Origin of the sequence: Chitinophaga sp. (assembly GCF_036569185.1) — a bacterium.
Lineage (GTDB): Bacteria > Bacteroidota > Bacteroidia > Chitinophagales > Chitinophagaceae > Chitinophaga.
Window position 1 is genome coordinate 1 of record NZ_DATCRD010000113.1, and the last position, 13123, is coordinate 13123.

Here is a 13123-nt window from a genome sequence, read left to right on the forward strand (position 1 = left end):
GCTCCCACCTGTCTGTATGTTCTGTCCATGTTAAACCCAGGGATTGCATCCAGGCATACGGCCCTTCCGCAAAGGCATCGCCTTCATAGGAGAAGATGCGTGGCTGTGCCCTGTTCACAATGCCTTTCAGGGAACTGAACAGGTAGGTTTCCGCGGCAGCATCCGTTTGTTGCTGTACGCCTACCCAATCCACTTTAATATAAGCTGCTCCTTTCCAGAATACCCGTAACTCGATGGAATGATTGGCAGCGGGCATTGTAAAGGGTAATTTAAAACTTGTATAATTAGACGCTATAGGAAATTGCTGTCTTGTAATTGTTTGCACGGCAAGGGTGGCGCCTGTGGTGGCATCCCTTACATCAATATCTACCACGGGATTATTGTCGGCCGTATTATTATCTATTTTCATCCGGAACTCTGCAATATTGGCTCCTGCCGTAACGGAATTATCATAAGGGCCATAGATCATATGCTCATTGGCGGCGTCTATCCCCACCTGGCAAAGCCAGCCATCTGTTTCAAGCCGCCCGGTATGATGCGCCATCTGCGGGCCTTCGGCTTCCCAATGCCAGGTGAGCGGAGCAGGACCGTTGTTGTAAAATAAGTCCAGGTTACCGGCAGTGGCGGGAAATGAAGGCAGTAGCTGCCCGGCGGGCCATGTTACCTGTGCTGCAACCGGTGCGGTCAGCAGCAATAAAGCTGTGAGGGTAAAAAAGGGTTTAATGCTGAAGGTCATAGTAATAGAATTTGGTTCAATGAATAACGGGAATATGAAGGGCTTATATGAGCTATGGCGGCTCACGCATACAGTTTATCATCGCATTTCCGGCGGCGCCGGGCACGCCTGTTAACAAAACATCACTATCGCAATAATATAATAATATAGCGCAATAAATTTACAATTTCAGATTTTTTATGCCCGGATGCCGCTTATCTTATCAGCGTGATGGTTCCCTTGAATTCAAATGCTTCCCCGCTTTCGCAGATCGTTTTCAGTGAATAGATGTAAGTACCTATCGGCGCTACATTTCCCTTGTTCTTACCGTTCCATCCGGAAACCGGTGCGTTTACGGGGAAGTGCATATTTTCAAACACCAGCGTGCCCCAACGATCGTAGATCCGCAGGTATTCTATTTCCTTCACGCCTTTACCTTTGGGATAGCAATATTCGTTTTGCCCATCGCCATTGGGTGTAAATGCGTTGGGCATAAACACCGCGCCTTTACTGCAGGTAACGTGCACGGTTATATCATCGGAGGCCTTACAGCCGAAACGGTTTTCCACTTCCAGCACATAACGGGTAGTGAGATTGGGAACCGCCTGCACGGAACGGCAGGTACTGCAGTCCAGGTCTTCCACCGGCGACCAGTTCCAGCGCACCACATCGTTGCTCACATTAGCCCCCAGCTGTACCGGCACACTGGCCATGGCCAGGATATCGCCGCCCAGCATTACTGTTGGCAGTGGATTTACCTGCACCTTCAGTGATGCGTTATCGGAAAAACAGCCGTCTTTATCGTAACCTGTCACCTTATAGGTGTAGTTGCCAGTGCTGGTTAAGCTGCCTGTTGGAGTGGCGATATTGGGATTGTCGAGGCCGGGGCCTTCCCATACATAGCTATCGGCGCCGCTGGCCTGCAAGGGGAGCTTATCGCCGATACAAAGCCCGGTATCCGGCGTAGCCTTAATGGTAAAAGGCTGCACCACGCGGATGCTTACATCGCTGGTGTTAACGCAGCCGTTATTGTCCGTCACTTTCACCTGGTAGGTGGTATTGGTAGCGGGGCTTGCCTGGGGATTGGCAATGTTGGGATTGCTCAGTCCTTCGGTTGGCGTCCATTCATATTTAACCCCGCCGCTGGCCTGCAATACTGTTGTATTATTCAAACAAATAAAATCACTTGGGGCAGTGGCTTTCGCATCCGGCAAAGGCAGGATATTGATGCTATGATGCGCGGTATCTGTACAGCCTTCCTTATTGGTAACCGCTAGTGTTACATCCACTATGCCAGGTACGGCAAACGCCTTATCGGCCGGCTGTTGTTTGTTATCGGTACCCTGTCCTCCGAAATTCCATTTCCAGGTAACATCGCCATCACCGGAGGCGCTGCCGGTAAATGTTACCGGCACATCCTTACAGGCTTTATCAGGGCCGGTGATAGATGCCTTCTGTACCGGGCGTACCACCACGGTAGCGGAAACTGTTTTCTCACAATGATAGGCCGTAGTGGTAGTAAGCGTAAACTGGTAAGTACCTGGCTGGCTCACATGGAACCTTGGCGTGGCCGTATTGGCGCCGGTAGCTGTTACCGAAGGATCGTAGGTCCATTGATAGGTAGCCGGCATTCCCAGGCTCATGGAATGACTGGTAAAATCAGGATCAAAAGTAATATCGCCTTCGCCGCATAATTCCGTGGCGGAAGGATTCAGCTTTACATCCAGCTCATCTATCACAATCGGATCTTTCAGTAAGGCGAGGCCCCGGCAACCTAAATTATCTGTCAGTAACAACCGGGGATTATATATTCCCGGCTTTTTAAAGGTATGCGGGGTGATCGTATCATTGGTTTGCTGTACAATACCATCGGTAAAGTCCCAGTTAAAAGTAGACGACTTTGCCCCCTTGATATTGAATACTACTTCCTGCTCATGGCAGCCGCCCTGCGTGCTGGCCATGATTTCTGCAAACGGTCCCGTTACCACGATGGTTTCTTCTACCTGGTCTTCATCTCCATTATTTCCCTTTACTTTTAAAGTTACCTTATACTGGCCGGCCAGCGTATAGGTATGCACCGGGTTGGCCTGGTCTGAGGTACTGCCATCGCCAAAATCCCAGAAGGAGCTGGTATAGTTAAAAGACTTATTAGTGAAGCGGAACAACATCGGGGCGCAATTACTGCCATCAACAAAGGAGGAAGTATAAGTAAAGGCAGCACCTGTTTTGGTGACCTTGATCTCTTTTTCCGTGGTGTCTTTACAACCATTGTTATCAGTGATGCGCAGCTGTACTTTATATACACCTAAATTAGCGTAGTTCACCACCGCCTTTGGCGTAGTTGAAGAACCGGTTCCGTTACCAAAATTCCAGCGCACTGTGGCTATAGTGCCCCCTATATCAGTGGATTGGTTGGTGAAGGTAACATTGGTACCGGGTGTTACCACGTATTTATCTGCCACAAAATCTGCGTTGGGGCCATTTACCTGCAGTGTTTTCCCGGAGTAAACATTTGAGCAGCCTTCTTTATCAGTCACCTTCAATACCGGTTTGAAACGATAGCCGGCGGTGTCGTAAACATGTGTAAACGGCGGCGCTGTAAAGGTTTGCGAAGGTGTACCATCGCCGAAGTCCCATTCCCATTTTGCCACGCCGCTACTGTAGGTAAGGTCGGTAGCATCTGTAAAGGTAACCACCGTGCCGCGGCATTGCACATTTGACGGCAGGTTGTACCCCGCCAATGGGCCACGCACCGCTACATTCACCACATTGCTGCTGTCGGTACACCCTACCCTGTTAATGGCCACCAGTTGTAAAGCCTGTTTACCGGGCGCCAGGTTGGTAAACGGATAGCTGGTAAGCGTGCTGTCGGGATAGGCTTTCCCGTTAGCCTGCCATGCATACCCGTTCACCCCGTAGATATCGGGGTTATAGCTGCTGATCTTTGTATGTACCGTGTCGCTGCTGCATAAGGTGCTCTTATCTGCAGTGATGGCAACAGGTGAAGCGGCAATCATGTCGGCAGTTCCTTCCAGCATGGTGGTACAGATGCCATCGGACACCGTGAGGCGTACTTTGTATTTACCTGTTTTAGGGTAGGTGTGAGTAATCCTCGCGCTTCGTGTAGTGTAGGCCGTATCTGTGCCATCGCCCCACTCCCATTTCCAGGAGGTGGCCTTGGTGGAGCTTTCGATAAATGTTGCTGTAAGACGGTTGTTACAGTCAGCCTTAGCAATAGTGAAGCGTGGGAAAGGATCCGTAGCTTCTATATATTGCTTTTTAGTCAGGGAATTACTACAGGTGCCGTTAGAAACGGTGAGGGTAATATCGTACAGGCCAGGCGCTAAGTAACTATGCTTAGGCGTTGGGCTGTTGTCCTGGCTGATGGCGCCATCGCCAAAGTTCCATACCCATTTATCGCCTATGTCCGACTGGTCCTTGAAATTTACCGTGGTATTACCACAGACCTTTGGGCTTTCGGGCGAGGAAAAATCTACCGTTGGTTTACGGTATACGGTTACATCCTGCTGGCATTTCACGGTTCCCGTACATCCGTTTACGGTAGTATAGGTAAGCGTTACCGGGTACCTGCCCTCTTTGGGATACACATGTGTAGGACTGGCTGCTGTTGACTTTGCAGACCCATCTCCAAAATCCCAGCTGTAAGTGGCTACCAGGTCGCTGCTGTTACTGGTGGCGCTAAATGTTGGGGAAATGCCTTCGCATCCGCTGGCGCCCTTAGCGGTGGCGGTGATCAGGGTTTGTATCACGGGGATGTCTGCCTCGCTCCTGATCTGGCAGCCTGCCGCGTTGGCAGCCACCACGCTTACTTTATAAACACCCGCAGCGGTATAACTATGCGCAGGATTTTGCTCCGTAGAGGTTTGCTGATCGCCAAAAGTCCACTGCCAGCCGGTTGCGCCGGATGAGTTACTGTTAAAATGGATGGTAAGCGGCAGCGTGCAGGAAGGTTTGTTATCACTGGTGAGATTCACTACCGGTGAGGCATTCACGGTGGCCGTTTTCTCCACCACCTGGGTGCAGCTCCCGTATGTAGCGGTTAGTTTCACTGTCAGCGGGCCTGCAGCTGCAGGCGTATAGGCAATGGCGGAAGCGTTTCCGCCAAAGGGTTGGCCATTCACCTCCCAGGCATATTTGTCTGGCTTAATACCGGTAGTTACAGCGGTAAACCTGTTGGCCTTGGTGGCGCATACCAGCGTTGGTATTTCTATATCGGTGTTATAATTGGCCAGGTTAATATCGCTCACAATTTTGGTATCCGAGCAACCCAGTTCATTTGTTACGGTAAGGGTAATACTATGCTTCCCGGCAGTGGTGAAAGTATGTTTCCCCGGGTCTTTTAATGTAGAAGTAGCGCCATCGTCGAACTTCCAGAGATAGCTGAGGGTGCCGCTGCCGGTAGAGGTATTGGTAAAAGCCACGTCGGCCGGCGCCTGGCAAAGGGTTTTCCGGGCCACTGTAAAATCCGCCCTGATGGCGGGTAATGCCTGTACTGCTTTTTCCCGCCGGAGAAAATTCGTACAGCCGTGACTATTAGTCACCGTTAATGTGACCGCGTAATCGCCGGCCCGGTCAAAGGTATGTGCAATGCTGCTGCCGCTGCCATCAAACCCATCGCCAAAGTCCCAGGCATATTGGGTGATGGTGCCATCTACCGGGTCGGATTTATCGGTAAGGGTAGTAGTAAAAGGGGCGCAGCCACTGGGAGGCGTGGCGCTGAAGTTCACCTTTGGCTTACTCCATACATTAATGAAATTAGTTTTGATAATGGTATTGGTGGCGCCGGTAGCGTCTGTTACAGTCAGCTTAACGGTATAACTGCCGGCAGTAACATAAGAGGCTTGCGGATTTTGTTCGGTAGATGTAAATCCATTACCAAGGTCCCATTGCCAGGATACAGGATTACCGGTAGAATGATCAGTAAACGTGGTAACCAGCAAGCCACAATCGGCAGTATTATCAGCGGTAAAATCAGCTTTCAGCTGCGCATGAGCGGTAAAAGCCATCAGACAACAGGATAGCACAGACATAGTAAAACAGGCAATAAGCTTGCCTCTGTTGGATATGGCCAGGTTCATCGTTTTTCAGATATGATACGGACTCTCGATACGGTTGTGCAGGCAATGTACAATTTTTCAACCAATATATGGGCAGGTATCAGGGGATTAACGATAACATCTTCCAAAAAAAAGCTGGCCAAAAGCAAAAATTGCTTTTGGCCAGCCCCGGTTCTTCTAACAATATTAATGGCCGCTGTGTTTCTTTTCAAATGCGTCGCTGGCTTTATTTATGTTTCCCCCGATAGCATCAAACGATTGATTGATCCTGTTTAGCGTAGCCTGGATCTGTGGCTGCACGGTAGTATCGCCCCCTTTTTCTTTTACTCTCAATCCTATCAGTTCTTTGTAGCCCTCATCCGCAATCTTCTTATACTCTTTCAATCCCTGTTCCACGGCAGGTTTCAAGCCCCCGTCCTCATTAATGGTTTCTATTTTATTCACTTCTGTAATGGATTTATCCAGCTGCTCTGCCCAGGTTTTACGCACTGATTCCGCTTTCGCAAAGTCCTGGCTCACCATCGCAGAATTCATTTCATTCATATGTTTTTCCTGCTCATTCATCACAGACATCAGCTTATTATTATACTCAACAGGGTTCAGCGATGAACCGCAGCTTACAATCAGCGTACTAACGGCTGCAATACAGATGGGGGCGAAAATGGCTTTTACTTTTTTCATCTTGTTTCAGTTTTCATGATTTGATAAGGCAAAAGTAGCTGCAGAAGCCAGGTACAGATATCCCGGAAATCAGCCATTTTTAATTCCGTGACAATTGTAAATTTGCAGCTGATTCAAAAAACCATGCACCTGCTGTATCGTATCATATGCACTATCACCTTGCTTGTTGCCTCCACCGGCAGCAGCGCACAGTTGCTGGCCGACTCGCTTCGTAACATAATAACCCAGCCACAGCTGCCACTGGAAAAACGTATAGACGCCATGGATAGACTTGGGCAGGTGGTATTCTTCAACACCGGCTGGAAGGAAGGCATGAGTATCCTGCGTGGTTCCCTGGCCATGGCCGCCCCTATGAAAGACGGCCAGTATCGCGCCCATACCTATGGCATGATGGCCGCCTCTTATTTTATTATGGGAGATGAAAACGCCGCCTACCAATGCCTGGACAGCGCCCACTATTACATAGCCCGGTCCCGCAGCAACCTGATGAAAGGATATGTGCAATACATGAAAGCATGGCTGCAAATCCGCGCGCATAAAGAAACAGAAGGCATTCACACATTACAGCAGGCCCTCGATATCCTGGAAAATGAACCGGATGCTTTAAAATACAAACAAGCTATCTATTCGGAGCTGGCAGGCGTTTACTTCAGGTGGTACGACCTGGTGAATGTAGAAAAATATACCCGGCTCTCCCTGGCCGCCGCCAATAAACTGGGCGCGCTGGAAAAGCTGATCAGCGCCAACCAGGAAAGGGGCTCCTATTTCATCCATGTTTACCGCGGCAACAATTCCCAACAGGCAGCGCTGGACTCTGCCCTGTTTTATATACGCTATGCGCTCAATATTGCACGGGCCAACCGGCAACGGCTCATCAACCCCAGCGATATTCCTTTCGCCGCTGCGGGGCTGGCCAGTATTTTTGCAGAAGATATGCCTGCAACTGCCGCCAATAAAGACAGTATCGATTATTACAACAATATAGCGCTGGAAGAAGGCAGGATAACTAAACAATACGTGGTGGAAGCCGGCGTATATAACACCCTGGCCGATATGGCCCATAACCGCGGCGACTACAACGAGGCTATTGAATATTACAACAAGGCCATTGCCACTTCCGTACAGGATCCTCTTTATGATAAATACAACCTTTCCCAATCGTACCTCGGACTGGCAGCGGCTTACGAGCTGAAGAAAGATACTTCCATGGCGCTTTTCAACTACAAACAGTACATGAATATGTACAAAGAGTTATTTGACGGGGAGAAGATGAGCAAAGCCAAGGACCTGGAAGCCAAATATGAAATGGCCCGTAAAGAAAAGGACCTGCTGCAGATACGGTTACTCGCGGAACAGCGGAACCGGGAACTGATCCGCACCAGGTATCTTTCCGGGCAGAAAGACCAGGCATTACTGGCCGCAAAATATGCAGCCATCCTGAAAGACCAATCGCTGCTCAATGCAAAATATGAAGCGGAGGTGCAACAAAAGGCGCTTACCGATGCCAATTTCAAAACCGCCAAACGCGAACAGGAGCTGAAAACAATGGGCGAAAGATTTACCTATAACAGGAAGCTCAATAAGATATATTCCGCGCTTACCATTGCTTTGTTCCTTGCAGCCGCGTTCCTGTACTATGCTTTCAGGCAACGGTCGGACGCCCTTAAACAGAAGCAGCTCCTTCACAACCTGGAGCTGGACCAGATCAAACAGGCGCATCGCATGTCTGTACTTTCCGCTATGCTGGAAGGCCAGGAACAGGAACGGACCCGTCTCGCCCGCGACTTGCACGATGGCCTCGGCGGGCTGCTCTCCGGCGTAAAAATAGAGCTGTCTGCATTGCACAGGCAGGGAACAACATCGCCTGAGCAAACCATTGTACATAAAACCATGCATCACCTGGACAGCGCCGTGGACGAGCTGCGCAGGATAGCCAGGAGCATGATGCCGGAAGTACTGATCAAATACGGGCTGGGAGAAGCTATCAAAGAATACTGTAACGGGCTTAAAAAATCCGGCGTGCCCGTTTCCTGCCAGGTATATAATTACCGGAACAACATGAGCGCCAGCAGGCAGGTAACCCTGTACCGTATTGTCCAGGAGCTGGTGAATAACGCCGTGAAACATGCGGCCGCCTCGCAGATCCTGGTACAGCTGCAGCAGCGCGACAACCAGCTTTTCCTTGTAGTGGAAGACGATGGGAAAGGATTTGACACAGCGCATCTCCAATCGCTGAAAGGCGCAGGGTTGGCCAATATCCAGTCGCGCGTGGAAATGCTGAATGGCTCCCTTGAAATAGCATCTGCCCCCGGAACCGGTGCGGCATTTAATATTGAATGTATTGTAAAATGATCTTAGTGTATGATAAAAGTATTGCTGATAGATGACCACCCTATTGTAATGGAAGGATTGAAGAACTTGTTGTCGCGCCAGGAAGATGTAACCGTGGCCGGTTGCTTCGATACCGGCAAAGCGGGGCTGCAGGCCATTGAAGAACTGGCGCCGGATGTAGTGCTGCTCGACATCAATTTACCGGACATCAATGGAATAGACCTCTGCCAGCAGGTTCGTAAAAATGATAAAGATGTACGCATTATTGCACTTAGCGTGCACAACGAACGTCCTGTAATCAAGAATGTGCTTAACAGTGGCGCCAATGGTTATGTGCTGAAAAACGCTGTGGGCGATGAAATCATCATGGCCATCAACGCGGCCCTGAAGGGGGAAATATACCTTTGCCGTGCATCGCGCAATATTGTAAGCCAGGTTCAGGAAGGCGAGCTTACAGAAATTCCAAAGATCACCCGCAGGGAGAAAGAGATCCTGTCGCTGGTAAGCAAAGGGCTTACCACCACACAGATAGCCGAACAACTGTTTATCAGCAGCCACACAGTTGAAAGTCACCGTAAAAACCTCATGGATAAATTTGATGTAAACACCATGACAGCCGTTATAAAATTTGCCACACAATTTGGATTGATATAAAAATTAGCTGATTTCAGGGATAAGAAACCCTTCCTGCTGGTCGTAATTTTGTTGTAACAAATTAACAATCTAAAACGAATACAGCATGGACAAGAAAACGTTGGCTATCATTTCCTACATCACCATTATCGGATGGCTGATTGCATTTTTCCAGTACAAAGACAAAGAACGTGATCCTTTCGTCACCTATCACCTGAAGCAATCGTTAGGCATTGCTATCATCAGTTTTATCCTGGGTGCGGCCATTAACATTGTTGTGCGTATTGTACCCTCCCTGTCTGTTGTAGTGTATGCGAACATCGCCATACTGGCATTGTGGGTGCTTGGCATCATCAATGCAGTGAATGGTCGCAAAAAGCCTGTACCTGTTGTTGGTCCTATGTTCGAAGACAAGTTCAGTTTCCTCATGTAATACATCAACCATTATTCATTCTATAAACAACCCTACTATGCAGAAGATAGCATCCCTTTTAGTGATTTTTGGCCTTTTATCCATTGTTGCCGGTTTCTTTAACCATGTGCCCCGAATACTAATGTGGATCTATAAATGGGGAGAAGGCCCTGCGTGGGGAATTAAAATAGGGTTAGTCGTTTTAGGCTCAATTCTGTTTGTGCTCAGCGGAAAAACGCAGAAGAGTTAGTGCGGATTTTGTCGCGGATTTTGTCTGACTCAGGGTTATGAGGATTATACTGATTTTCCCTGAGTTTATTTTTCGGATTATAATGGATTAGGGGAGATATGGGCGAATATCGCTTATATCTCCCCTAATCCATTATAATTCCAGTGATCAAATCCAGACAATCAGTATAATCATCATAACCCTGAGTCAGACAAAAATCCACGTTAGTTAAAACTCGCCCTGAACTCCAACGGGGAAAGGTCCGTTTTGCTTTTGAATAGTTTGCTGAAGGATTGCGGATGCTCAAATCCCAGCTCATAGGCAATTTCACTAACAGACAAATCAGTAGTCGACAACTTCTCCTTTGCTTTTTCAATCAGTTTTTCATGGATATGTTGTTGCGCGGTTTGTCCTGTCAGCACTTTTAGCAGGTTACTCAGGTACTTGGGCGAAACGTTTAATGATTGTGCGATGTATTGCACAGTGGGCAATCCTTTCACGGCCAGGTCGTCGTCTTTAAAATAATCCGACAGCAGTTCTTCCAGCCTGTTCAAAATTTTATGATTGGTGATTTTCCTGGTGATGAACTGCCGGTGGTAGAAGCGTTCTGCATAGCTCAACAGCGTTTCTATTTGTGAAATAATGATCTGCTGGCTGAAATGATCGATATTGGAATGATATTCCTGCCGGATGGCATGGATGATATGATTGATAGTCGATTCTTCCTTATCGGAAAGGAATAGCGCCTCGTTTACCGAGTAGTCGAAGTATTCGTATTGCTGAATGGTTTTCGCCAGGGAGGTGTTCCAGAAAAAATCCGGGTGGATCAGTAGCATCCATCCGGAGCGTTCTGTGGTGGCGTTGGGATCCGGTTCAATTCTGAATACCTGGTTAGGTGAAATAAAGAACATCACGCCTTCATCAAAATCATATTCCTGCTGCCCGTATCTTATTTTGGTATTCATGCACCGTTTAATGGAGATCTGGTAAAAGTCGAACACCCAGTTGGTGCTGCTTATATCAGGCGGGCGTTTCACCTCCGCATAATCCACTACGCTGATCAAGGGGTGTTCCGGCTTGGGCAACCCTCTGAGCTGGTGAAATTCGCTGATCGTTTTAACCCGTTGGGTTTTTATATTCGTCATACTCTTTGCTGTTAATATCCCCATAAAGTTACACCAATAATTGCTCACAAATGGCGCTGGTGCGCCCGTGCATCATGGCGCCATTTGTGGGCAATTAAGGCTGAGTTATATTTATTGAACGTGGCGCCAGGCAAGTACAAGTCTTAGTTCAATGTTCAATTGACCAGAGCTATGCCTTATTAAGCGTTGCCAGGTAAATGCACAAATTGGTTTAGCTCAATTAAGGCAGGTTATGCTTTATTAAACGCCGCCGCAAAATCCTTTGCAAACTCTTTCAGCTTTACCTTACCTAATACAGGTTGATGGCGGTAGTAATCTTCATACAGCACGCCACTCCCCTGGCTTGCCTGCATTTCTACAAAGCCTTTAGCTACCTGTACATTCATCCCCGCAGCCAGCCAGCCGCCCAGGAGCTTCGCATCGGAGATCACCTCCCATTTCAGATCAGGCTTACCTATGGCTTCCCCCAATATGGCAGCTACTTCATTTGGCGAGACTTCATCACTGGCAATATAGCGGATGGTTCTGCCGGCAAAGGGCTTTTCCATTTCTTCCGCAACAACCGCCGCGATATCCAGGGGCGACACCCAGGGTTCCTTTTTGTCGCCACCATAATTTGAGACAATAGTTCCCTGTGCCTTTATGTTCCGGATAAGCGAGAACGTATTGGTATAAAAGCCAACAGGGCGCATGAACTTAATAGAAACTTCATCAGGCAATTGCTTCAGGATAGTTTCTACATTGTAGTGAAAAGCGAGGATGCCATTTCCTTCGCTCATATGCGCGCCAATGCTGCTGAGATGCACTACTCGTTTTACGCCTGATTGTTCAACCGCCTGTTTATAATTGCGGCCGATCTGGCTGATGGTGGCGATGAAATCAATTTCCGGGTCAAAGAAGCCGCCGGCAGCGTCTAATGTTTCCATCAGGTACACTATATCAGCCCCTTTAAAGGTGGCGGATAAAAAACCGGCGTCTTCCATGGTACCAATGGCGGCTTTTGCGCCAAGCGCTTCAATGTCTTTCTGCCTTTCGGGACTGCTGCTGATAACGGTTACCGAATGTCCTTTCTGTACCAGCTCTTTAGTGAGCGGTTTTCCAATGTCGCCCAATGAGCCTGTGAGTACGATATTCATATGTGATTCTTTTGTTGGTACAAAAATCCACCGGAATCACAAATTGAATGTAGCCGAAAGGTACATTGTTGTAGCCAAAAGGAAGCGCCGATTTACAACGGTAACCCAGCGCTTTGTCTACTGCTTTACCATAGTAAAGGTCAGCTTATCTCCCTCTACCAATGAATTTTCTACATAATAGACCATTGTTTTGCAGTCGTAGCTGGCTAACGTACCATTTAAAGTGCCATCGCTGGTTAAGGTATTTCCTTTCACCTGCCAGGTGCCATGCCCCGCCGTTGTGGGTGAGCAAACGGTTCCCCCATCATTATAATCATAGGTACCATCGCTTTTCAATGTAAGGATATCATCCTTTTCGCAAGCCTCCATAGTCGCCAGGTAATCTACCGGGGCAGCCGTGGCACTTGCCTTATATTGTAACGCCGTTAATTTATAGGATCCGGAAAGCCCGGTCATGCTGATACCACAGCCCGTTGGTTCGGTGCTTTCTTCTTTTTTACAGGAATACAGGAGGGCGGCTGCCGCGAGGGCCACAAATGCGGATGTAATAGTAAATGCTTTCATATTATTCTGTTTGATGATAATACCCCCTTGTGGCAGCCGATGGTTGGGTAGCCCGGGAAAAAATATTTTTTTCTGGCTACCCAACCTTTATGAAAAAATGCAGGTATTATTGATAAAATTATCCCGGATATTAAAAGAATGAAATGAAGAAACGTGTATTAATAGTAGCCATGGCCTGTTTAACCGGTTGTACCTCTAT

The 13123-nt window shown here is 48.2% G+C and carries 8 protein-coding genes and 1 pseudogene; 3 read left to right on the plus strand and 6 right to left on the minus strand.

Features of this window, described 5'->3' with window-relative positions; translation table 11 throughout:
• The 3 genes and pseudogenes from VIM72_RS08255 to VIM72_RS08265 all read right to left on the minus strand — a co-directional run.
• Positions 1–736: pseudogene (locus VIM72_RS08255) on the minus strand (hypothetical protein); the annotation flags it as partial.
• 194 nt (positions 737–930) lie between these two features.
• The gene (locus VIM72_RS08260) at positions 931–5742 is read right to left on the minus strand and encodes a PKD domain-containing protein (RefSeq protein ID WP_332002363.1); all 4812 of its coding nucleotides are present in this window, start codon (positions 5740–5742) and stop codon (positions 931–933) included.
• 237 nt (positions 5743–5979) lie between these two features.
• Positions 5980–6474, minus strand: coding sequence for an LIC11966 family surface protein (locus tag VIM72_RS08265; protein ID WP_332002364.1), 495 nt, complete (start codon positions 6472–6474; stop codon positions 5980–5982).
• A 102-nt stretch (positions 6475–6576) separates the two neighbouring features.
• Here VIM72_RS08265 and VIM72_RS08270 point away from each other — a divergent pair, with 102 nt between their 5' ends.
• From VIM72_RS08270 to VIM72_RS08280, 3 genes are all read left to right on the plus strand, one after another.
• The gene (locus VIM72_RS08270; RefSeq protein WP_332002365.1) at positions 6577–8826 is read left to right on the plus strand and encodes a sensor histidine kinase; all 2250 of its coding nucleotides are present in this window, start codon (positions 6577–6579) and stop codon (positions 8824–8826) included.
• Between the two features lie 9 nt (positions 8827–8835).
• A complete protein-coding gene (locus tag VIM72_RS08275) occupies positions 8836–9459 on the plus strand; it encodes a response regulator transcription factor (RefSeq protein ID WP_332002366.1) in 624 nt (207 codons plus the stop codon).
• An 85-nt stretch (positions 9460–9544) separates the two neighbouring features.
• On the plus strand, positions 9545–9871 hold the full coding sequence (locus VIM72_RS08280) for a DUF4870 domain-containing protein (RefSeq protein ID WP_332002367.1): 327 nt from the start codon (positions 9545–9547) through the stop codon (positions 9869–9871).
• 432 nt (positions 9872–10303) lie between these two features.
• Here the strand turns inward: VIM72_RS08280 and VIM72_RS08285 are convergent, their stop codons facing one another.
• From VIM72_RS08285 to VIM72_RS08295, 3 genes are all read right to left on the minus strand, one after another.
• Complete coding sequence (locus VIM72_RS08285) at positions 10304–11224, minus strand: AraC family transcriptional regulator (RefSeq protein ID WP_332002368.1); 921 nt, start codon at positions 11222–11224, stop codon at positions 10304–10306.
• 230 nt (positions 11225–11454) lie between these two features.
• Entirely contained in the window at positions 11455–12360 is a 906-nt protein-coding gene (locus VIM72_RS08290) for an NAD(P)H-binding protein (RefSeq protein WP_332002369.1), read from the minus strand.
• Positions 12361–12477: 117 nt separating this feature from the next.
• A complete protein-coding gene (locus VIM72_RS08295) occupies positions 12478–12924 on the minus strand; it encodes a lipocalin family protein (protein WP_332002370.1) in 447 nt (148 codons plus the stop codon).
• Between the last annotated feature and the right edge of the window lie 199 nt (positions 12925–13123).

What these genes read in the sequence shown, in the direction of transcription:
- VIM72_RS08260 (WP_332002363.1), bottom strand. Translation starts at nt 5,742, where the DNA reads ATGGCTTTTACCGCTCATGCGCAGCTGAAAGCTGATTTTACCGCTGAT.
- VIM72_RS08265 (WP_332002364.1), bottom strand. Translation starts at nt 6,474, where the DNA reads ATGAAAAAAGTAAAAGCCATTTTCGCCCCCATCTGTATTGCAGCCGTT.
- VIM72_RS08275 (WP_332002366.1), top strand. Translation starts at nt 8,836, where the DNA reads ATGATAAAAGTATTGCTGATAGATGACCACCCTATTGTAATGGAAGGA.
- VIM72_RS08280 (WP_332002367.1), top strand. Translation starts at nt 9,545, where the DNA reads ATGGACAAGAAAACGTTGGCTATCATTTCCTACATCACCATTATCGGA.
- VIM72_RS08285 (WP_332002368.1), bottom strand. Translation starts at nt 11,224, where the DNA reads ATGACGAATATAAAAACCCAACGGGTTAAAACGATCAGCGAATTTCAC.
- VIM72_RS08290 (WP_332002369.1), bottom strand. Translation starts at nt 12,360, where the DNA reads ATGAATATCGTACTCACAGGCTCATTGGGCGACATTGGAAAACCGCTC.
- VIM72_RS08295 (WP_332002370.1), bottom strand. Translation starts at nt 12,924, where the DNA reads ATGAAAGCATTTACTATTACATCCGCATTTGTGGCCCTCGCGGCAGCC.